Annotated in this window: 17 protein-coding genes; 12 read left to right on the top strand and 5 right to left on the bottom strand. The window is 65.2% G+C overall.

The features are described from left to right. Positions 1–3: 3 nt before the first annotated feature. Positions 4–954: a LysR substrate-binding domain-containing protein gene (locus VOM14_RS20700; protein ID WP_327630610.1), complete on the bottom strand. Its 951-nt coding sequence runs from the start codon at positions 952–954 to the stop codon at positions 4–6. A gap of 117 nt (positions 955–1,071) precedes the next feature. Between VOM14_RS20700 and VOM14_RS20695 the strand changes: the two genes are divergently transcribed. Beyond that, positions 1,072–2,244 carry a M20 aminoacylase family protein gene (locus VOM14_RS20695; protein WP_327630609.1) on the top strand — a complete coding sequence of 391 codons (1,173 nt, stop codon included), beginning with the start codon at positions 1,072–1,074 and terminating at the stop codon, positions 2,242–2,244. A 55-nt stretch (positions 2,245–2,299) separates the two neighbouring features. Continuing rightward, on the top strand, positions 2,300–3,628 hold the full coding sequence (locus VOM14_RS20690) for an MFS transporter (RefSeq protein WP_327630608.1): 1,329 nt from the start codon (positions 2,300–2,302) through the stop codon (positions 3,626–3,628). Positions 3,629–3,688: 60 nt separating this feature from the next. Here the strand turns inward: VOM14_RS20690 and VOM14_RS20685 are convergent, their stop codons facing one another. Both VOM14_RS20685 and VOM14_RS20680 read right to left on the bottom strand, forming a co-directional pair. Beyond that, positions 3,689–4,963 (bottom strand): MFS transporter, encoded by a 1,275-nt coding sequence (locus VOM14_RS20685; protein ID WP_327630607.1) that lies wholly within the window; start codon positions 4,961–4,963, stop codon positions 3,689–3,691. After that, a complete protein-coding gene (locus VOM14_RS20680; RefSeq protein WP_327630606.1) occupies positions 4,960–5,922 on the bottom strand; it encodes a PRC-barrel domain containing protein in 963 nt (320 codons plus the stop codon). Before VOM14_RS20680 ends, VOM14_RS20685 begins: the two co-directional genes overlap by 4 nt. A 505-nt stretch (positions 5,923–6,427) precedes the next feature. Here VOM14_RS20680 and VOM14_RS20675 point away from each other — a divergent pair. Both VOM14_RS20675 and VOM14_RS20670 read left to right on the top strand, forming a co-directional pair. Beyond that, positions 6,428–7,810: an NCS2 family permease gene (locus tag VOM14_RS20675; RefSeq protein WP_327630605.1), complete on the top strand. Its 1,383-nt coding sequence runs from the start codon at positions 6,428–6,430 to the stop codon at positions 7,808–7,810. Positions 7,811–7,927: 117 nt separating this feature from the next. Beyond that, complete coding sequence (locus VOM14_RS20670) at positions 7,928–8,695, top strand: DUF899 domain-containing protein (protein ID WP_327630604.1); 768 nt, start codon at positions 7,928–7,930, stop codon at positions 8,693–8,695. A 44-nt stretch (positions 8,696–8,739) separates the two neighbouring features. Here VOM14_RS20670 and VOM14_RS20665 read toward each other — a convergent pair whose 3' ends face one another. Then, entirely contained in the window at positions 8,740–8,922 is a 183-nt protein-coding gene (locus VOM14_RS20665; RefSeq protein WP_327630603.1) for a hypothetical protein, read from the bottom strand. 500 nt (positions 8,923–9,422) lie between these two features. Beyond that, positions 9,423–10,340 carry an NAD-dependent epimerase/dehydratase family protein gene (locus VOM14_RS20660; protein ID WP_327630602.1) on the bottom strand — a complete coding sequence of 306 codons (918 nt, stop codon included), beginning with the start codon at positions 10,338–10,340 and terminating at the stop codon, positions 9,423–9,425. Between the two features lie 105 nt (positions 10,341–10,445). On the opposite strand from VOM14_RS20660, the gene VOM14_RS20655 reads away from it, so the two are divergent. The 8 genes from VOM14_RS20655 (at position 10,446) to hutG (ending at position 19,879) form a co-directional block, all read left to right on the top strand. After that, positions 10,446–11,378: a LysR family transcriptional regulator gene (locus VOM14_RS20655; protein ID WP_327630601.1), complete on the top strand. Its 933-nt coding sequence runs from the start codon at positions 10,446–10,448 to the stop codon at positions 11,376–11,378. 323 nt (positions 11,379–11,701) lie between these two features. Further along, a complete protein-coding gene (gene hutH, locus VOM14_RS20650) occupies positions 11,702–13,225 on the top strand; it encodes a histidine ammonia-lyase (RefSeq protein WP_327630600.1) in 1,524 nt (507 codons plus the stop codon). 23 nt (positions 13,226–13,248) lie between these two features. Further along, complete coding sequence (gene hutC, locus VOM14_RS20645) at positions 13,249–13,944, top strand: histidine utilization repressor (protein ID WP_327630599.1); 696 nt, start codon at positions 13,249–13,251, stop codon at positions 13,942–13,944. A gap of 65 nt (positions 13,945–14,009) precedes the next feature. Beyond that, positions 14,010–15,698 carry a urocanate hydratase gene (gene hutU, locus VOM14_RS20640; protein ID WP_327630598.1) on the top strand — a complete coding sequence of 563 codons (1,689 nt, stop codon included), beginning with the start codon at positions 14,010–14,012 and terminating at the stop codon, positions 15,696–15,698. A 2-nt stretch (positions 15,699–15,700) separates the two neighbouring features. After that, on the top strand, positions 15,701–16,360 hold the full coding sequence (locus VOM14_RS20635; protein WP_327630717.1) for a HutD/Ves family protein: 660 nt from the start codon (positions 15,701–15,703) through the stop codon (positions 16,358–16,360). Beyond that, the gene (gene hutI, locus VOM14_RS20630; protein ID WP_327630597.1) at positions 16,357–17,592 is read left to right on the top strand and encodes an imidazolonepropionase; all 1,236 of its coding nucleotides are present in this window, start codon (positions 16,357–16,359) and stop codon (positions 17,590–17,592) included. The genes VOM14_RS20635 and hutI overlap by 4 nt, the downstream gene beginning before the upstream one ends. Positions 17,593–17,602: 10 nt before the next feature. Continuing rightward, on the top strand, positions 17,603–18,997 hold the full coding sequence (locus VOM14_RS20625) for a formimidoylglutamate deiminase (RefSeq protein ID WP_327630596.1): 1,395 nt from the start codon (positions 17,603–17,605) through the stop codon (positions 18,995–18,997). 69 nt (positions 18,998–19,066) lie between these two features. Further along, positions 19,067–19,879 (top strand): N-formylglutamate deformylase, encoded by an 813-nt coding sequence (gene hutG / locus VOM14_RS20620; protein ID WP_327630595.1) that lies wholly within the window; start codon positions 19,067–19,069, stop codon positions 19,877–19,879. Positions 19,880–20,185 lie beyond the last annotated feature (306 nt).

Here is a 20,185-nt window from a genome sequence, read left to right as displayed (position 1 = left end):
CCGCTAGAGCAGCAACTCGATGGAGTGAAAGAGCCGCCGCTGCTCCGGGTCTTGCGAGCGCGCGCCTTCGTCGATCACTTCGCGCAGGCAGTCGAGAAAGCACGCGGCCGCCGGACTCACCGGCGCGCCGCGGCGCGCGGTGATGCAGACCAGGGTTTCATCGACCGTTTCGCGCAGCGGCAGCGCCCACAGGTTTTCCTTCGCGAGCGTGACCTCGACGAGCGGCCACGGAAAGATGCTCAGCATGTCGGTGTGCGCAAGCAGCCCGAGCACGACCGCGAGCGAATGCGCGAGGTGGATGGTGTGCGGCACGCGCATGCCGCGCTTGCGAAACAGGTTATCCGAGATCGATTCGCGGCTGGCCGGGTCCCAGTTCAGCACCCATTCGGCGTCTTCCAGTTCGAGCAGCGTGCGGCAACCGGCTTTCGGATGATCGCGCCGCGCGACCACGGCGGAGTGCGTCGAAAAGAGCGGCGTGTTGTGAAATTCCGATTCCGGCGAGGCAGGCGGCGGGCGGCCAATGGAGAAGTCGAGGCTGCCGTCGCGCAGACGCGGTTGCACGACCGCGAGCAATCCTTCGAAAAATTCCAGCTGGACTTCCGGCATGCGCTGCCGGAAACGCTGCACGGTGGGCGGCAGAAACGTCAGCGCAACCCAGGGCGTGACACCGATGGACAGCTTGCCGGCCGCCGCGCCGCGCAGCGCCTCGATTTCCGCTTGCGCCCGCTGCAATTGCCCGAGCACCACGCGCGCGTGCACGACCAGCGCGCGGCCGAACTCGGTGAAGGCGACGCCGCTGGCGCTGCGCACGACGAGCGGCGCATGCAGATCGGCCTCCAGTTCGCGCATCGCCTTGGTTACGGCAGCCGGCGAGAGCCCGAGCGAGCGCGCAGCGGCCCGGATACTTCCGGTATCCGCGATGGCCGCCAAGGTATTGAGCTGATGGAGTTTCATCCGACGAGTTTCGTTCAGGGTGGCAACCAGAAGTTGCTGGCGCGACGATTCTACGCCTGCCGCTCAAAAATCGGCGTCGTTATGCTGGGTTCACTCATTCATCGATGGAGACGATTTGTGAACACCATGGCCATTCCGGCAGGCATCGCCGAACTCGAAGACGAAATGATCGCGCTGCGGCGCCGCATCCATGCACAGCCGGAGTTGGCCTACGAGGAATTCGCCACCGGCGATCTCGTCGCCGAACGCTTGCAGGAGTGGGGCTACACGGTGCATCGCGGCCTTGGCCAGACGGGTGTCGTGGGCCAGTTGAAAGTGGGCAACGGCACGCGGCGCCTCGGTTTGCGCGCCGACATGGACGCGTTGCCGATTCACGAAAACACCGGCTTGCCGTACGCGAGCACCGTGCCGGGCAAGATGCACGCATGCGGTCACGACGGCCATACGGCCATGCTGCTCGCCGCCGCCAAGCATCTGGCGCGCGAAAAATCTTTTGACGGCACGCTGAACCTGATTTTCCAGCCCGCCGAGGAAGGTCAGGCCGGCGCGAAAAAAATGCTCGAAGACGGTCTCTTCGACAAATTTCCCTGCGACGCCGTCTTCGCCATGCACAACATGCCCGGCTTCCCGACGGGAAAGTTCGGCTTTCTGCCCGGCTCGTTCATGGCTTCGTCGGATACCGTGATCATCACCGTGACGGGGCGCGGCGGTCACGGCGCAATGCCGCATAAGGCCGTCGATCCGGTCGTGGTCTGCGCACAGATCGTGCTCGCGTTGCAGTCCATCGTGTCGCGCAATATCGCGCCGCTCGACATGGCGATCATCACGGTCGGCGCCATTCATGCCGGCGACGCCCCCAACGTGATCCCCGAGACGGCCGAAATGCGCCTGTCGGTACGCGCGTTGCGGCCCGAGGTTCGCGATCATCTGGAGGAGCGCATCACGGCGGTCGCGTCCGGACAGGCGGCCGTGTACGGCGCGCGGGCGCAGGTCGATTATCAGCGCCGCTATCCGGTGCTCGTCAACGACGTGGAGATGACCGGCGTCGCGCGGCAAGTCGCGCTCGACTGGCTCGGCGAAGAGGGCCTCATTGCCGGCATGCAGCCGCTCACCGGCAGCGAAGACTTCGCGTTCCTGCTGGAACGTTGCCCGGGCAGTTATCTGATCATCGGCAATGGCGACGGCGAGGGCGGTTGCATGGTCCACAACCCGGGCTACGACTTCAACGACGATTGCCTCGCCACCGGCGCGGCCTACTGGGTGCGACTCGCGCAGACGTTCCTCGTCTGACGCGCGAGGCGGCAGGCGCACACGCCGCCGCAGAAAGAACATCAAGGAGACACAGATGGACTATTCAGCCACACCGCAATCCGCCGAACTCGCACGCGCCGCCCCGCGCGCGAGCCACGCGAAGGCGATTGCCGCGATCACGCTCGGCAACGGCCTGGAGTTTTTCGACTTCACGATTTACAGCTTCTTCGCGACGATCATCGGCAAGCTGTACTTTCCGGTCGAAGGACAACTCGCTCAATTGATGCTGGCCGTGGGCACGTTCGGCGTGGGTTTCATCATGCGTCCGGTGGGTGGCGTCGTGCTCGGCGCGTACGCCGACCGCGCCGGCCGCAAGGCCGCGATGAGCCTCACGTTGTGGCTGATGACGCTCGGCTCCGCGATGATCGCGTTCGCGCCGACCTACGCGAGGATCGGCATCGCGGCGCCGCTGCTCGTGATCGGCGCGCGTCTCGTGCAGGGCTTTGCGCTGGGCGGCGAGGTCGGCGCGTCCACCTCCTTGCTGATGGAGTATGGCAGCGACAAAACGCGCGGCTTCTACGGCAGCTGGCAATTCGTGAGTCAGGGCTTGAACACGGTGTGCGGGTCGCTGCTCGGCGTTGCGCTCGCCGCCGCGCTTTCAACTGCGGCGCTCGAAAGCTGGGGCTGGCGCGTGCCGTTTTTGATCGGCATGGCAATGGGCCCGATCGGAATCTATATCCGGCGTCATCTGGATGAAACGCTGCCCGGCGTCGAAGACGGCACCTCGCCCGCGCAGAGCGGCGCGCCGGCTGCGCAGCCCGTGCGCAAGCTCTTTCGCGAGCATTCGCGCGTGATCACGACCGGCGTGCTGACCACCATCGGCGGGACGGCGGCGAATTACATCGTGCTGTTCTATCTGTCCACGTATGCGATCCGCATTCTGCATTTGCCGATGTCGTCCGCGCTGTGGGCGGCGTGGACTGCCGCGGCGGTGACGGTGGTGTGCTCGCCGTTCGCGGGCGCGCTTTCGGATCGCGTCGGGCGCAAGCGCGTCCTGTGGGTGTCGCGTGTCCTGCTGATTGCCGCCGTGTATCCGGCGTTCATGATGATCAACGCGTCGCCGACGGTACCGGTGCTGCTCGCGGTGGTCGCCGCGCTCGCTGTGCTGGTGGCGTTCACGGCGGTGCCCAACATCGTCATGTTGCCGGAGATGTTCCCGCGCCAGATTCGCGCGACCGGCATGTCGATTGTCTATTGTCTCGGCGTGTCGATTTTCGGCGGATTCGCGCAGTTCTTCGCGACCTGGATGATTCAGATTTCCGGCAACAACCTGGCGCCGGCCTGGTATCTGATCGGCTGCGGGCTGGTGTCGCTGCTGCCGTTGCCGTTCATGCGGGAGACCGCGGGGCGGGCAATCGACTGACGCCGCCGCGCGGAATCCACCTTGCCGGTTCGAGCGTGATGTGAAAGCCGCGCGGTTCGTTTATTCGGGATGCCCCGGGCGTTGCCGCGACGCATGCGGCTCGCCGTCCGCCGCCGCTTGGGCTTCGGCCTCGGCGGCGTCGCGCGTTTCCGGCATGGCCGCCCAGACCAGCAGCACCGCCAGCGCCCCCGCGGCGGCGAGCCCGAAAAAGGCCACGCCGTTGCCGAAATGATCCGCGACGAAACCCGCCGCCGTCGTGCTGAGCGTCGCGCCGATACCGGCCGCGAGTCCGAACAGGCCGATACACAGGTTGTAGCGTCCCTTGCCGCCCGCGACATCAGCGGCGATCAGCGGCAGCATCACGCCGAACACGGCCGCGCTCAAACCGTCGAGCATCTGCACCGGCACCAGCAAGTACGGGCTGCTGATTCCGGCGAACAGCAACGCGCGCAGCGGCAGCGCCGAAAAGCCGAGCAGCAGGATCGGCCTGCGTCCCCAACGCTCGGCGGAGCGGCCGACCCACGGCGACATCATCGCGACGATCGCTTGCGGCACGATGATGCACGCCGCGATCACGAGCTGAACGTTGTCGCCCATGCCGGCGGTCACTTCACCGGCGGCGAGGTTCAGCATCGCCGCATTCGACAAATGGAACAGCACGATGCACGCCGCGAACAACAGCATGCGCTTGTCGCGCAGCAGCTCGCGCAGGCTCTCGCGCCGTTCCAACTGCTCGGGCGTCGGCGCGGCTTTCGGCAACTGGATGGTGTCGGTGCGCTGGATCATGGTCAGCGCGATCAGCGCGGGCAACGCGAGCCCGGCTGTCAGCCAGAACACGGCGCGCGGCGAATAGTATTCGCCGAATACGCCCATGAGCCCGGCTGCGACCGCGCTGCCGATCGATGCCCAGCGCGCGTTGCGCCCGAGCCGGTCGCCGAGATTCGCGCGTCCGACGAGCGCGAACGAGATCGCGGCGAGCGCCGGCGTCAGCATGCAACTTGCGAAGCCGTGGAAGACTTCGGCGGCGATCACCGGCAGCACCGTCGGACTCGCGGCCAGCAACACCGCGCTCAGGATGATCGCGAAGATCGCCCACGCGGCCGCGCCTTTTTTGTTGCGCAACGCGTCGACGGCGGCGCCGCCCGGCACCTGGCTCACCATCGCGCTGATCGTGCCCACCGAGAGCGCCATGCCGATCTCGCCCTGCGTCCATTTATGCGACGCGAGGTACGAGGCGATGAACGGCCCAAAACCCGTCTGCACGTTGGCGACGAAGAAGTTCAGCCAGTCGAGCGCGCGCAGGCTGCGCGCCGTAACCAGAGTGCGGCCTGTCATCGGACCGCCCGTGCGTTGGAACCCGTCGTGGCGGCCGCCGCCGACGCAGGCGCGGCGGCAGGAGCGGGCGGCGCCGGCGAAACCGCGCGGATCGGCTTGTCGTTGGCGTAGGGCGGTGTCGCGTTGATCTGCGCGTCGCTCAAGTCCAGCAGCGGGTGCAGCTCCTTGTCTTTCGCGACGAAGCGCAGCGCCGACCAGCTCGCGGCAATCGTGCGCCGCTCGGTGCTCACCATGCCGTTGACGTCGAGCACCACGGCTTGCGGCTGCGCATTGGCGTCGATCAGCACGTCGATCACGCGGCCGACCTTCACGCCGTTCGAGCGCTCGACGGTCGCGTCGATCAGCGGCAATTGCGGGGCCGCCGATTTAGCGGGCAGCACCGGCGCCGCCGCCGGGTTGAGCGTGATCGGCGCGGCCTTGGCGGCCGGTGCGAAGCGGAACGCGGTCCACGCGAAATTGACCTTGCGATCGCCGACGCCGAGAAAGCCTTGCAGATTCACCACGACTTCACGCGGCTTGCCGCTCGCGTCCGTGGTCATGTCGACCGCGCGCCCGACGACTTTGCCGTCGGGTTTTTGTACTTCGCTGTCGAGCAGCGTATGGGCGTCGTTGCGCTCGATGGTGCGCAGCAGGATCAGCGGCGCGGGCGGCGAAGGCGGCGGCGGGGCCGCGACGACGGGCTGCGGCGGCTCGACCTTGTGCGGCTTGACGACGGGCTTCTTCGGCTTCTTCGGCTGCTCGGGTTCGGGCTCGGCGGCTTCGGGCTCGACCGGTTCGGGCGCGGAGGCGACCACCGGCGCGCTCGCGGCTTCCACCGGCATGACCGTCGCATCGACGATCGGCGCTTGCTGCGGCCCCCACAACAGGCTGCCGCAGCCGGACAGCGCGCAGAGCGCCAGCAGCGCGAACGCGGCAAGAATCAGTCGACGCCAGGCAGGAAGCGAAAGGCCGCCACTCATCAGGGAGAACTCCATGGACCGGGTGCGGGCGGGCTCTTTCGAGCACCGCGGTTGGGACAGTACGGCCGAGAGTTTAACCCGCGACGCCGCGCGGCCCCCTTTTCGAGCCCGTCCGACGGCTGAGCGCGAAGCACGCCGCATGCCGCGCGGGCCATCTCGAAAGCTCTCAAAACGCTTTCATCTCGGGACGGCAAACCTCAAGCCAACCTCGACCAAACCGTAGGTGTAAACACGCGGATCGCCGTCGGGCTGTGCCGTCGCATAAACGATATAAGCGTCGCGACATGGCCGACATGCCATTCATGCGATGGGAGATATATTTGTCTTGCCCTACATTTCGAGACAACAAACGGGCCCTGAGACGAGCCCCAGAACGAGCGCCCCCATCGCGCCAGACATCGCACGCCGTGAGGCGCGCGCCGCACATTAAACCAACCCAAAGAGACGAACCTGATGACGGCCACTTCGACGGCCGTTTCAGCATGCTGATAAAGGAGGCCTCATCATGATGGAACCCCACGCCCAGCCGCTTTCCGAAGCCGGCTCCGAATCATTCGACGGAAAGGGCTTTCTCGACCGCTACTTCGAAATTTCCTCGCGCGGCAGTTCGCAGCGTCAGGAGATCGTCGCGGGCGTCACGACTTTTCTCGCAATGGTCTATTCCGTGTTCGTCGTGCCGGGCATGTTCGGCAAAGCGGGCTTCGACACGAGCGCGGTGTTCGTCGCCGTGTGTCTCACCACCGCGTTCGGCTCGCTGCTGATGGGCGTGTGGGCGCGGCTGCCAATCGCGATCGGCTGCGCGATTTCGCTGACCGCGTTCACGGCGTTCGGCCTCGTGCTCGGCAAGGGTTTGCATCCCACGGTCGCGCTCGGCGCTGTGTTCCTGATGGGCGTCGTCTTCACCGGGATTTCGGTGACGGGCGTGCGTTCGTGGATTCTGCGCAATCTGCCGACGGGTATCGCGCACGGCACGGGCATCGGCATCGGCTTGTTCCTGCTGCTGATCGCGGCCAACGATGTGGGTCTCGTCGTGAAGAATCCCGGCGCCGGCCTGCCGGTTTCGCTCGGTCATATCACGGCGTTGCCGGCTCTGATGTCGGTGGCGGGGCTCGCGGCGATCTTCGGTCTGGTGCGCCGCCGCGTGCCGGGCTCGATCCTGATCGTGATCGTCGCGATTTCGGCGATCGCGCTGCTCATCGATCCGGCCGTGTCATTTCATGGCGTGTTCGCGGTGCCGTCGCTGAGCGCGCCGGGCCACGAGTCGCTGATCGGCGCGATGGACATCAAGGGCGCGCTTTCCATGGCGGTGCTGCCGAGCGTGCTCGCGCTCGTGATGACCGCCGTGTTCGACGCCACCGGCACGATCCGCGCCGTGGCCGGACAAGCGGGCCAGCTCGATGAAAACGGCCGCATCATCAACGCAGGCCGCGCGTTGACGGCCGACTCGATCAGCTCGATTTTCTCGGGCCTGCTCGGCGGCGCGCCGGCTGCGGCGTATATCGAATCGACGGTCGGCGTGGCGGCCGGCGCCAAGACCGGCATGGCGGCGGCGGTGGTCGGCCTGCTGTTCCTCGGCGTGATGTTCTTCTCGCCGCTCGCCGGCCTCGTGCCTTCGTATGCGACGGCGCCCGCGCTGATGTATGTCGGCCTGCTGATGCTCTCGAACGTCAGCAAGCTGCACATGGACGATATGGTCGACGCGATGTCGGGGCTCATGTGCGCGGTGTTCATCGTGCTCACGGCCAATATCGTGACCGGCATCATGCTCGGTTTCGCGACGCTCGTGATCGGTCGCGTGGTCAGCGGCGAGTTCCGCAAGCTGAATGTGGGCACGGTGGCGATCGCGGTCGTGCTGGTCGGGTTCTATCTCGGCGGCTGGGCGATCTGATTGTTCCGTCTGTTCCGTCTGTTCCGCCGAGGCGGCGCGCGCAGTAAATGCCCGCGCCGCGCACGATTCGCCGGGCAGTGCACAATGACGCTGCATGTCACTGTGACGGAGGCGAAGATGGAATCGCAAAGAGACCCGCGAAATGACCCGCAACACCGGATCGGTTCAAGACAGGAATGGCTGGAGGCGAGCAGGGCGCTGCTAGTCGAGGAAAAAGCCCACATGCGCGCCGGCGACGAACTCGCGCGCAAACGCCGCGCGTTGCCGTGGGTGAAGGTGGACAAGACGTATGTGTTCGATACGCCGCAGGGCGAGAAGACACTTGCCGATCTGTTCGGCGGACGCAGCCAGCTGATCGTCTATCACTTCATGTTCGGCGCGGATTGGGAAGAGGGCTGCGTCGGCTGCTCGTTTCTATCGGATCACATGACCGGGATCGTGACGCATCTCGAACATCATGATGTGTCGTACGTGACGGTCTCGCACGCGCCGCTCGCCAGAATCGAAGCGTTCAGAAAGCGCATGGGCTGGACGTTTCCGTGGGTGTCGTCGGCGGGAGGCGATTTCAATTTCGACTATCACGTCTCGTTCACGCCCGAACAGCTCGCGAGCAAGCAGGCCTTCTACAACTTCACGGAGCAGGACGTCGGCATCGACGAACAGCACGGCCACAGCGTCTTCTATCGGGACGCGAACGGCGACGTCTATCACACGTATTCCTGCTATGGCCGCGGCGACGAGCGCTTCATCAACACGTACGCGCATCTGGACGTCACGCCGAAAGGCCGTAATGAAACGAGCAGTCTCGTCGACTGGGTGAAGCATCATGACCGGTACGACGAAGAGCCGCCGAGCGGCGGCGGTTGCGCCGCTTGCGGTTCGTGACTGACGGGAAGGGAAGGCGCTGCACGCGCGCCGTGGCGGCGAGCTTACAGCGCCATGTCGAACGCGGGCTTGAGAAACGTCTCGATGGCCATCACGACGAGAGCCATCAAGCCGGCTGACAGCGTCAGCGTGCCGTACTCGTCGTAGCGCGAATCATAAAGGCACGCCACGACGAACAGAATCGCCAGAAAGTTGGTCAGCCAGTCGAAATTCAACGCCAGGTTCATCGATCGAATCGCAGCTCATGGCGGCTCGAACAGGCAGCCGCGCGGGTCAAATGAGCCCGATTCTATCGAGTGGAGCTTACGGATTCGTTAATGATCCTTCTCTCGCGGCGCACAAGGCTCACACGCTTCCGTTTTGTGCCTGCCTGGCGGGCCGTGCTCCTGCTTTGCGCGCGGGTTTATCTAAAGAATCAGTATGTCTATGGCTACGAATCGTGTGGTCGCGCAAAAAGTTGTGCATGCAATGTGCGGGCGGCGCATGTCCGCTGGAAAATAACAGGGTATAAATTTAGGACGTCAGGTCATTATAGAGAGTCCAATTAATCTGCGAATTTCGCTAAGTTATACAGAGCAATATCAATGGATGGAACCGCGGCTGCTCGACTATTACACCCGGTCTTCGGGGCCGAAGTCATAGACGGCGCATTTCGTCGCCAGTAGTGAACGTTTGGGAAAGCCTGCAGTGGCCCAGATACTGGATTCGGCGCAGCAGGAGTAGCCCACTAGTGCAGCGCCGCCTGCCCCGACATCATCTCCCGCTCGATCCAGTCGATCACCGACGTGCGCTCCGGCTGCCATCCCAACAGCTTGCGCGCGCGCTCGCCGCGCACGCGGCTGTTCGAGCCGAGCCCGTACGACGCCATTTCGTAGCCCCATTCCTTTTGCGCTTCCTCGAGCGGCCAGTCTTGCGGCGCGCCGAGCTTCATCGCGCGTGCAATGGCCGCGCTCATGTCGCGAAACGACGCCTCGCCGCTTTCGACGAAGTAGAACGCCCCAGCCGGGCTTTTCTCCAGCGCGAGCCGGTAGAGTTCGGCGACGTCGTCGATATGCACGTTCGACCACGTGTTGCCGCCGCTGCCGACATGGCGCACCACGCCGCTCTTCTGCGCTTGCCGCACGAGCCGCGGCAACTGCACGCTCGCGCTGCCCGCCACCGCGCCGTGGCCATAGATCAGCGTGTTGCACAGCACCGCCGAGCGGATGTTGCGCTGCGCGGCTTCGAGCACCCGGCGGTCGATCGCGACGCGCGCCGCCTTGTCGGCGGTCGGCTCGGGCAGCGCGTCTTCGTGATAGATGCGCGCCTCGGCCGCTTCCCCGCCCGACGCATCGCCGACGATGCTCGACCCGCTCGTGTGCAGAAACGGCTTGCCGGAGCCGGCGAGCGCTTCGATCAGCGCGCTCACCGCGCCTGCGTGATCGCTGCTGGCCGCGTTGATGACGGCGTCGGCGGCACGCGCTTCGGCGCTCAGCAACGCGTGGTCGTCGAGCGTGCCGATCACCGGCTCGATGCCGAGCCGCTTCAGCTCGCCGCTCTGTTCGGGTTTGCGGATCAGACCGCGCACCTGATGCCCGGCGCGCACGAGATGCGCCGCAATGGAACCGCCGATAAAACCGCTTGCACCTGTGATGAAAACCTTCAAGACGTTCTCCCGAGTCGAAACACGATGACAGGTAGGCAGTATCCATCGTCTGGATTCTCGCAAAAAGCGTGTTAGTCTCAAATCAATCTTGACGTGAAATCAACAATGAAAACCTCCACCGACGAGTTGCTCGTGTTCGTTACCGTGATCGACAGCGGCTCGATCACGTCGGCCGCCGAGAAACTGGGGCAGACCGTGTCCGGCGTGAGCCGCGCGTTGACGCGCCTCGAAACGAAACTCGACACCGCGCTGGTGCGGCGCACGACCCGCCGTTTGCAGTTGACCGAAGAGGGCGAGAGCTTCCTGCAGCGCGCCCGCGCCATTCTCGACGCCATGGAGGAAGCCGAGGAATCCGTCACGCGAACGCGCCAGCGGCCTTCGGGGCGCTTGCGCGTCGATGCCGCTTCGCCGTTCATGCTTCACTGCATCGCGCCGCATATGACGGCGTTTTCCGACGCGTATCCCGAGATTCGTCTGGAGTTGACGAGCAACGAGCGCATCGTCGATCTGCTGGAGCAGAAAGTGGACATCGCGATCCGGATCGGCGCGTTGCAGGATTCGACCTTGCACGCCCGCGCGCTCGGCAGCAGCAAGTTGCGGGTGGTCGCGAGTCCCGCGTATCTGGCCGAACATGGCGAGCCGAAATCGGCCGACGCGTTGCGCGAACATCGGTTGATCGGCTTCACCGCGCCCGAGCATCTGAACCGCTGGCCGTTGCGCGAGCGGGCGGCGCGCAAGGGCATCGGTAACAGCACAGGCAAAACCCCGCGTAAGGCCGAGCCGCGGAGAATCGAGCCGTCGATCACCGCGTCGAGCGGCGAGACCTTGCGGCAACTCGCGCTGTCCGGCTGGGGCATCGCGTGTCTCGCGGACTTCATGATCGCCGCCGATATTCGCGACGGGCGTCTCGTGCCGATTCTCGGCAACGCGTTGCTCGACGAGCGGCAGCCGGTGAGCGCGGTGTATTACCAGAGCGCGTCGCTGGCGGGACGCGTGCAGTGCTTTCTGGATTTCATCGCGGCGCGCGTGCGGTTGTAGCGGCGCGTGTCCGGTCCCGGTTGCCGGAACAGAAAGCCCGCGGCGCGAAAGCGCTCGCGGGCTTTCTTGCGTGATGGCGATGTCCCCGCCCGTTGGCGGCGTCGATTCCAAATGTGTATAGACAAGTTGCGCATTCATGGAGCGCACCGGACTCCGCCCGCAGTCGCGCCCGACGCGGCGGAAACTCAAGGTTTGAACGGGCTGCGAGCGTAGCCAGCCGCGCTTTAGTGGAAAGCCCTGGGGGCTCGACATTAAAAAACAAGTTGTATATACAAGGCCGCGACGCTAGACTTCATTGAAATTGTATAGACAGGACGACAACCATGATTACTCTGAAGCCCGGCTACCTGACTCTCCCGCAACTGCGCCAGATCGCGCGTGCCCATGTGCCGCTGCAACTCGATCCCGCGAGCCACGCCGCTATCGACGCCTGCGCGAAAGCCGTGGCGGACATCGCCGCGAAGGGCGAGCCGGCCTACGGCATCAACACGGGTTTTGGGCGCCTTGCCAGCACGCACATTCCGCACGACCAGCTCGAACTGCTGCAACGCAATCTCGTGCTGTCGCACGCGGTCGGCGTGGGCGAGCCGATGTCGCGCCCGGTCGTGCGTCTGTTGATCGCGCTGAAGCTGTCGAGCCTCGGCCGCGGCCATTCGGGCATTCGCCGCGAAGTGATGGAAGCGCTGATCACGCTGTACAACGCCGACGTGCTGCCGGTCATTCCAGTGAAGGGCTCGGTCGGCGCGTCGGGCGACCTCGCGCCGCTCGCGCATATGTCGGCGGTGCTGCTCGGCGTCGGCGAGGTGTTCGCGAAGGGCGAGCGCCTGGCCGCCACGGAAGGTCTCGCGCTCGTCGGCCTGAAGCCGCTCACGCTGCAAGCGAAGGAAGGTCTCGCGCTGCTCAACGGCACTCAGGCTTCGACCGCGCTCGCGCTCTACAACCTGTTCGCCATCGAAGATCTGTACCGCACGGCGCTGGTGGCGGGCGCACTGTCGGTGGATGCGGCGGCCGGTTCGGTCAAGCCGTTCGACGCGCGCATTCACGAATTGCGCGGCCATCAAGGCCAGGTCGACGCCGCCGCGGCGTACCGCTCGCTGCTGCAAGGTTCGGGCATCAACGTCTCGCACGCGGATTGCGACAAGGTGCAGGACCCGTACAGCCTGCGCTGCCAGCCGCAAGTGATGGGCGCGTGTCTCGACCAGATGCGCCATGCCGCCGACGTGCTGCTGATCGAAGCGAACGCCGTCTCCGACAATCCGCTGATTTTCCCGGACACCGGCGAAGTGCTGTCGGGCGGCAATTTCCACGCCGAGCCGGTCGCGTTCGCCGCCGACAACCTGGCGCTCGCCGCGTCGGAAATCGGCGCGCTGGCCGAGCGCCGCATCGCGTTGCTGATCGACGCGACGCTCTCCGGCTTGCCGCCGTTCCTCGTGCGCGACGGCGGCGTGAACTCGGGCTTCATGATCGCTCACGTGACCGCCGCCGCGCTGGCCTCGGAAAACAAGACGCTCGCGCATCCGGCGTCGGTGGATTCGCTGCCCACGTCGGCGAACCAGGAAGACCACGTTTCAATGGCGACGTTCGCCGCGCGCAAGCTCGGCGACATCGCCGACAACACGGCGAACATCCTGTCGATCGAACTGCTCGCCGCCGCGCAGGGCGTCGATCTGCGCGCGCCGCACAAGACCAGCCCGAGCCTGCAGAAAGTGATGGACGCCGTGCGCAAGGACGTCGCGCATTACGAGCTGGATCACTACTTCGCGCCGGACATCGCGGCGGTCACGAAGCTCGTGCAGGACGGCGCGATTGCGAAGCTGAGCCCGTTCTCCTTCGTGTCGGAACAGTAAATTTTCAGTACCCGGATCACGCCATGAACGCACCGGCTTATCAGGGCATCAAGGACTTCATCCTCGCGCGCATTCACGCGGGCGAATGGGCCGAAGGCGATCAGGTGCCCTCCGAAAACGAGCTGGCGCGCGAATTCAACGTCGCGCGCATGACGGTCAACCGCGCGCTGCGCGAGCTGACTTCGGAGCAGGTTCTCACGCGTGTGCAGGGTTCGGGCACCTTCGTGGCGCGTCCCAAGTACGAATCGACGCTGGTGGCGATCCGCAGCATTTCCGACGAAATCGTCGCGCGCGGTCATCGCTATCAGGCGAAGGTGCTGCACATCGGCGCAAGCATTGCCGATGCCGCGCTCGCGGAGGAAATGCAGATGAGCGCGGGCAACCCGCTGTTTTATTCGCGCGTGCTGCATTTCGAAAACGACGAGCCGGTGCAGCTCGAAGAGCGCTGGGTCAATCCGGCTGTCGCGCCCGAATACGCGTTGCAGGACTTCACGAACACCACGCCGAACCAGTATCTCGTGCGAGTCGCGCCGTTGCAGCGTGTCGAGTACCGCATCGAGGCATTGGCGGCGGACGGCGACACGCGCGAGCTTCTGACCATGGACGAACTCGAACCGTGTCTCGTGCTGCATCGGCGGACCTGGTCGCAAAGCCAGGTCGCGTCGATCGCGAATCTCTGGCATCCGGGCAGCCGTTACCGCTTCACCGGACATTTCTGATTTCAGCTTTCCCCGACTTCTTCGCCGACATTTCCCGATCATCTTCAGGCATTCCGAGGGCCACCATGAACAACCCGAAACACATCGACCCGCGTCTCGATCCCACCCGCACGATCCGTGCGCCGCGCGGTGCGCAAAAGACCTGCAAGACCTGGATCGCGGAAGCCGCCTACCGGATGATCCAGAATAATCTGGACCCCGAAGTAGCCGAGCATCCGCATGCGCTCGTCGTGTACGGCGGCATTGGCCGCGCGGCGCGCAACTGGGATTGCTTCGATCAGATTCTCGCGTCGCTGAAGGATCTGAACGAAGACGAAACGCTGCTGATTCAATCGGGCAAGCCGGTCGGCGTGTTCCGCACGCACGCGGACGCGCCGCGCGTGCTGCTGGCGAATTCGAACCTGGTGCCGCATTGGGCGACGTGGGAGCATTTCCACGAACTCGATCGCAAGGGCCTGATGATGTACGGGCAGATGACCGCGGGAAGCTGGATCTATATCGGCAGCCAGGGCATCGTGCAGGGCACGTACGAGACGTTCTTCTCGGTGGCCAACCAGCATTTCAACGGCGATCCGCAAGGACGCTGGATTCTGACGGGCGGTCTCGGCGGCATGGGCGGCGCGCAGCCGCTCGCGGCCACGATGGCCGGCTTCTCGATGATCGCGGTGGAATGCGACGAGACGCGCATCGACTTCCGTCTGAAAACGCGCTACGTCGATAAAAAGGCGAAGACGCTCGACGAAGCGCTCGCCATGCTCGACGAAGCGAAGCAGGCGGGCAAGGCAGTGTCGATCGGCCTGCTCGGCAATGCCGCCGACGTGTTCGCCGAGTGCGTGACGCGCGGCATCACGCCGGACTGCGTGACCGATCAGACGAGCGCGCACGATCCGATTCACGGCTATTTGCCGCAAGGCTGGAAGCTCGAAGACTGGCGCGAGCGTCAGAAGACCGCGCCGGATTCGATCGTGATTCCGGCGAAGCAGTCCATGGCGAAGCAGGTGCAAGCCATGTTGACGCTCCAGCAGCGCGGCGCGGCCACGCTCGACTACGGCAACAACATTCGTCAGATGGCGCTGGAAATGGGTGTGGAAAACGCCTTCGATTTCCCCGGTTTCGTGCCGGCCTATATCCGCCCGCTTTTCTGCGAGGGCAAGGGGCCGTTCCGCTGGGTCGCGCTGTCGGGCGATCCCGAGGACATCTACAAGACGGACGCAAAGGTCAAGGAACTGATTCCCGACGATCCGCATCTGCACAACTGGCTCGACATGGCGCGCGAACGCATCGCGTTCCAGGGCTTGCCGGCGCGCATCTGCTGGGTCGGCGTGAAGGACCGCTACCGTCTCGGCCAGGCGTTCAACGAAATGGTGAAGAACGGCGAGCTGAAGGCGCCGATCGTGATCGGCCGCGATCACCTCGACACCGGCTCGGTGGCGAGCCCGAATCGCGAAACCGAGTCGATGAAGGACGGCTCGGACGCAGTGAGCGACTGGCCGCTTCTCAACGCGCTGCTGAACACGGCGGGTGGCGCGTCCTGGGTGTCGCTGCATCATGGCGGCGGCGTAGGCATGGGCTTCTCGCAGCATTCGGGCGTCGTGATCGTCGCGGACGGCACGGATGCCGCGAAGGAGCGCCTCGGCCGCGTGCTGTTCAACGATCCGGCGACCGGCGTGATGCGTCACGCGGATGCGGGCTACGAACTCGCGCAGCAAACCGCGCGCGAGGCGGGCCTCAATCTGCCGATGCTGGGCCGTTGAGCATGACTCTGGCGGGCGGCATGGGCGTCGTGACCTTGATCCGCAACGCGGATCTCGTGGCGACGCCGTGGAAAAACGGCGGCGGTGTCACGCGTGAAGTGGCGGCTTGTCCCGCCAACGCCGGGCTCGATACGTTCGTGTGGCGCGTGAGCGTGGCGGACGTCGCGCAAGCGGGTCCGTTCTCGCGTTTCGCCGGCATCGACCGCACGCTCGTGTTGCTCGCCGGCGCGGGCATGCTGCTCGACGAAGCGCGCAGCGAGGGCGCCGTGCACACGCATGCGTTGACGCAAGCGCTCGACGTCGCGCGTTTCGCGGGCGAGGCGCAAATCGACGCGCGGCTGATCGACGGCGCGACGCGCGACTTCAACCTCATGGTGCGCCGCGACGCGGCGCGAGGCGAACTCGACGTGTGGCGCGTCACGCCACAGCAAGCGCATGAGGCGCGGCAGGAACGCAGCTTATCCGCTGACGTCGCGCTGTTGTTCTGCTCGAACGGCCCGCTTGCCGTCACCTTGGGCGACGCTCAGGCGCTACGGCTCGAAACCGGCGACACGTTGCGCATCGACACGCCGGACGCACTCCCATGCAGAGCCGAAGGCGAGGGCGCGTTGCTCGCCGTCGGCATCCACTACACGCAACGAGCTGCAAAGAGCACGCGATGAAGCAAACCGTCTGGCATCAACTGAAACTGTGCCCGCAGGGCGATCCGCAACACACGCTCGCCGATGCCGCGATTGCCGTCGAAGACGGCAGGATCGCGTGGCTCGGTGCAGTAGCCGATCTGCCCGCGCGCTATGCGGCGTGGCCGCGCGAAGATTTGCAGGGCGCGTGGGTGAGCCCGGGGCTTGTCGATTGCCATACGCATCTCGTGTACGGTGGCCAGCGCGCCGATGAATTCGCGCAGCGCCTCGCGGGCGTCAGCTACGAAGAGATCGCGCGGCAGGGCGGCGGCATCGTCTCGACGGTGCGCGCCACGCGTGCCGCGAGTGAAGACGCGCTGCTGCTTCAATCAGCCGCGCGGCTCGAACCGTTGCTTGCCGAAGGCGTCACGGCCATCGAAATCAAATCGGGCTACGGGCTCGATCTGGAAACCGAGCGCAAGATGCTGCGCGTCGCGCGGCGCCTGGGCGAGCGCTATCCGGTGACGGTCTACACGACGTTTCTCGGCGCGCACGCGTTGCCGCCCGAATTCGCGGGCCGCGCCGACGCCTATATCGACGAGGTCTGCCACACGATGCTGCCCGCGCTCGCGGACGAAGGCCTCGTCGATGCGGTCGATGTCTTCTGCGAGCGCATCGGCTTTTCGCTCGAACAAAGCGAGCGCGTGTTCGACGCGGCCGCGCGCTACAAGCTGCCCGTGAAGATGCACGCGGAGCAGTTGTCCAATGGCGGCGGCACGGCGCTCGCGGCACGCCATCGCGCGTTGTCCGCGGATCATCTGGAGTTTCTCGACGAAGCCGGCGTGGCCGCGATGAAAGAGGCCGGCACGGTCGCGGTGTTACTGCCCGGCGCGTACTACTTCATCCGCGAGACGCAGTTGCCGCCGCTCGATCTGCTGCGGCGCTATGACGTGCCGATCGCCATTTCGACTGACAGCAACCCCGGCACATCGCCCGCCACGTCCTTGCTGTTGATGATGAACATGGCGTGCACGCTGTTTCGCATGACCGTGCCCGAAGTGCTCAAAGGCGTGACGACGCACGCGGCGCGCGCGCTCGGCAAGGCGGACATGCACGGCTCGCTCGAAGTGGGCCGCGCGGCTGACTTCGCGGTGTGGTCGGTGGAGTCGCTTGCGGAACTGGCTTACTGGATCGGGCGTCCGTTGTGCGCACGGGTCGTGCGCGCGGGCGAGACCGTTTATACGCGGCGCGAACTGAAGCGCGAATCGAATTGAGGCTTGAGAGATGACGCAACCGGATCAATCGCTATTCGCCGACCATGCGTATCTGCCGGATGGCTGGCAGCGCAATGTGCTGCTCGAATGGGACGCGAACGGCACGCTGAGGGCGGTCACGCCGAATGTGAAAGACGCGCCCGCGGGCGTGCCGAAAGCGGCGGGTCCGATATTGCCTGGCATGCCGAATCTTCATTCGCACGCGTTTCAGCGCGCCATGGCTGGACTTACCGAATATCGCGCAGCCGGCATCGGCGCGACGGATAACTTCTGGAGCTGGCGCGACCTGATGTATCGCTTCGCCGCGCGCATCACGCCGGACGGTTTGGCGAGCGTCGCGCAATGGCTCTACATTGAAATGCTGAAGGCGGGCTACACGTCCGTGTGCGAGTTTCACTACGTGCATCACACGCCGGAAGGCGGGCGCTACGGGAATCAGGCTGAACTTGCGCAGCGCGTGGTGGATGCGGCATCGGCGAGCGGCATCGGCATGACGATGCTGCCCGTGCTGTATCAGTACAGCGGCTTCGGCGCGCGTGCTCCGCGCGAGGATCAACGGCGCTTCATCAATACACCCGAAAGTCTGCTCGATCTGCTCGGCACGTTGCGCGCGGCGCGGCCTGACAATGCGGCGTTGCGCTATGGTGTCGCGCCGCATTCGCTGCGCGCGGTGTCGGAGCCGTCGCTGCGCGCGCTGCTTGGCGGAATCGGGAGCGATGCGCCGGTTCACATTCATATCGCCGAACAGACCGCCGAAGTCGACGCGTGCATCGAAACAGAAGGCGCGCGTCCGGTGCAATGGCTGCTGGATCGTTTCGATGTCGACGGCCGATGGTGCCTCGTGCACGCCACGCATGTCGATGCGAACGAAACGCTCGCGCTCGCGAAGAGCGGCGCGGTCGCCGGTTTGTGTCTGACCACGGAAGCGAATCTCGGCGACGGCATCTTTCCCGCGCACGACTATCTCGACGCGCAAGGGCGCATCGGCGTCGGCTCGGATAGCCACATCGGCGTGGACTGGCGCGCCGAATTGCGTCTGCTCGAATACGGGCAGCGTTTGACTCGGCGGCAGCGCAACGTGCTCGCATCGGCCCATGCGCCGCACGTCGCGGATCGTCTCTTCGACGCGGCGCTCGAAGGCGGCGCGCGCGCCACGGGCCGCGCGGTCGGCGCGTTGCAGGCCGGCCATCGCGCCGACTGGCTGGTGCTCGACCCGGATCACGCGAGCATCGCCGAACATGCGCCGGGCGCGTGGCTGTCGGGCGTCGTATTCTGCGAACATGGCGAGACGCCGATTCGCGACGTCTACGCGGGCGGCGACAAAGTGGTCGACAATCGTCGGCATCGCGACGAAGAGGGCGCTTACGCGCGCTATCGCGTGGCGCTGGCCGATCTGCTGAAGTAATACGAAGCGCGTGCATCGCGTGCATCGCGTGCATCACTCGCTGCCGGACACCTTCGATTCAGGACTGACATGACTGCTACGAACACTCCGCCGGTTTTCTCGCTGCATCGGGGAAGCCTGCCGTTGCTGATCTCGATCCCCCATCTGGGCACGCGGATTCCCGCCGACATCGCGGGGACCATGACGCCGGTCGCGCAAAGCACCGACGATTGCGACTGGCACCTGGACCGGCTTTACGCATTTGCGAAGCGCATGGACGCGTCGATTCTCGCGCCCACCTATGCGCGCTACGTGATCGACCTCAACCGTCCGCCCGACGGCGCGAATCTGTATCCCGGCCAGGACACCACGGGACTGCTGCCCGTCGATACCTTCGACAAGGAAGCGCTGTACCTCGAAGGTCATCTGCCCGACGAGACTGAAGTGGCGCGCCGTCGCGAGGCTTACTGGAAGCCGTATCACGAAGCGTTGGCGAACGAACTCGCGGCGCTCAAGGCTCGACACGGCAAGGTGCTGTTGTGGGAAGCGCATTCGATCCGCTCGCATGTGCCGCGTTTCTTCGAAGGACGTCTGCCCGATTTCAATTTCGGCACGTCGAACGGCGCGAGCGCGGCGGCGGGTCTGGGCGAGGAACTGGCCGCTGTGGTCGAGCGGCATGGCGGATATTCGGCTGTCGCGAACGGGCGCTTCAAGGGCGGCTACATCACGCGGCAGTATGGTCAGCCTTCGCAAGGCGTGCATGCGCTGCAACTGGAGTTGTCGCAGATCACCTATATGCAGGAAGAGCGCCCCTATGCCTACGATGAAACGCTCGCCGCGCAAGTCGAGCCGCTGCTCGAAGAACTCGTTGCCACGGCGCTGGAGCGCGTTAAAGCGTGTTAGCTCGTGTTAGTTCGTGTTAGTTCGTGTCATATAGCGCGCTAAAGCGGGTCGAGGCGGCCTGAACGCCTGACGACCAAGGAGCCGTGTCAACCGGCCGGCTCGCCGCATCTCTTCCTTCTCTCCACGCGGTCGCGGCGCTGGCGCGATCCGCCAGACCCTGCCGAGTCGGCTTGCACCGTCAAGGTGTAACAGCGTGTGTCCGCGATTGCGCGCCGCGCTTTTCGCGCACAACGTATAGCGTGAGCGCCTTCCCGCCGATCGGCCGAGGAAAAAAAAGCCCCGCATAGTGCGGGGCTTTGCGATGCA

The organism is Paraburkholderia sp. MPAMCS5, assembly GCF_036016995.1.
GTDB lineage: Bacteria > Pseudomonadota > Gammaproteobacteria > Burkholderiales > Burkholderiaceae > Paraburkholderia.
Note: the sequence above shows the minus strand (reverse complement) of the source record. Positions and strands in the feature narration are given on the sequence as shown.

Coding starts and splice junctions, on each gene's coding strand:
- VOM14_RS20670 (WP_327630604.1), top strand. CDS start 7,928: ATGGAATCGCAAAGAGACCCGCGAAATGACCCGCAACACCGGATCGGT.
- hutH (WP_327630600.1), top strand. CDS start 11,702: ATGATTACTCTGAAGCCCGGCTACCTGACTCTCCCGCAACTGCGCCAG.
- VOM14_RS20665 (WP_327630603.1), bottom strand. CDS start 8,922: ATGAACCTGGCGTTGAATTTCGACTGGCTGACCAACTTTCTGGCGATT.
- VOM14_RS20690 (WP_327630608.1), top strand. CDS start 2,300: ATGGACTATTCAGCCACACCGCAATCCGCCGAACTCGCACGCGCCGCC.
- hutG (WP_327630595.1), top strand. CDS start 19,067: ATGACTGCTACGAACACTCCGCCGGTTTTCTCGCTGCATCGGGGAAGC.
- hutU (WP_327630598.1), top strand. CDS start 14,010: ATGAACAACCCGAAACACATCGACCCGCGTCTCGATCCCACCCGCACG.
- VOM14_RS20655 (WP_327630601.1), top strand. CDS start 10,446: ATGAAAACCTCCACCGACGAGTTGCTCGTGTTCGTTACCGTGATCGAC.
- VOM14_RS20675 (WP_327630605.1), top strand. CDS start 6,428: ATGATGGAACCCCACGCCCAGCCGCTTTCCGAAGCCGGCTCCGAATCA.
- VOM14_RS20680 (WP_327630606.1), bottom strand. CDS start 5,922: ATGAGTGGCGGCCTTTCGCTTCCTGCCTGGCGTCGACTGATTCTTGCC.
- hutI (WP_327630597.1), top strand. CDS start 16,357: ATGAAGCAAACCGTCTGGCATCAACTGAAACTGTGCCCGCAGGGCGAT.
- VOM14_RS20700 (WP_327630610.1), bottom strand. CDS start 954: ATGAAACTCCATCAGCTCAATACCTTGGCGGCCATCGCGGATACCGGA.
- hutC (WP_327630599.1), top strand. CDS start 13,249: ATGAACGCACCGGCTTATCAGGGCATCAAGGACTTCATCCTCGCGCGC.
- VOM14_RS20635 (WP_327630717.1), top strand. CDS start 15,701: ATGACTCTGGCGGGCGGCATGGGCGTCGTGACCTTGATCCGCAACGCG.
- VOM14_RS20625 (WP_327630596.1), top strand. CDS start 17,603: ATGACGCAACCGGATCAATCGCTATTCGCCGACCATGCGTATCTGCCG.
- VOM14_RS20685 (WP_327630607.1), bottom strand. CDS start 4,963: ATGACAGGCCGCACTCTGGTTACGGCGCGCAGCCTGCGCGCGCTCGAC.